A 519-nucleotide genomic window follows, 5' to 3' on the forward strand; every position below is an offset into this window, starting at 1 on the left:
ACCACCTTTGTGGCAGACGGCATGACGGCAGAAATCACCGCAGCCAACCTCACGGTGACAGCAAACGATGCAGTGGCTAACGGTACGACGACCAATGCGGTGCAGGCGGTGGTGACGGATGCGAGCGGTAACAAAGTCGCGGGTCAGACGGTGAGCTTCTCGGCGAATAACGGAGCCACGGTGACCACGGTGATCGGCACCACGGGTGCGGACGGAATCGCCACGGCGACGCTGACCAGTACTACAGCTGGAAGCAGTACGGTGACCGCGACGGTGAACGGCAAGAGCCAGACGGTCAGTGTCAGCTTTGTGGCGGATGGCACGACGGCAGAAATCACGGCGGCTAACCTGACGGTGACGGCAGACGATGCCGCGGCCAACGGTACCGAGACTAATGCCGTGCAGGCGGTGGTGACGGATGCCAGCGGTAACAAGGTCGCGGGTCAGACGGTGAACTTCTCGGCGAATAACGGTGCTACTGTCACCACTGTGATCGGCACCACGGGTGCGGACGGAATC

General features: G+C 61.8%; 1 protein-coding gene. It reads left to right on the forward strand.

The window, feature by feature from the left end; all coding sequences use genetic code 11:
- On the forward strand, window positions 1-519 hold a 519-nt coding region (locus J5069_RS24125), incomplete at both ends, for an Ig-like domain-containing protein (RefSeq protein WP_264646159.1).

It is taken from the genome of Candidatus Symbiopectobacterium sp. NZEC127 (assembly GCF_025962675.1).
Taxonomy (GTDB): Bacteria; Pseudomonadota; Gammaproteobacteria; order Enterobacterales; family Enterobacteriaceae; genus Symbiopectobacterium.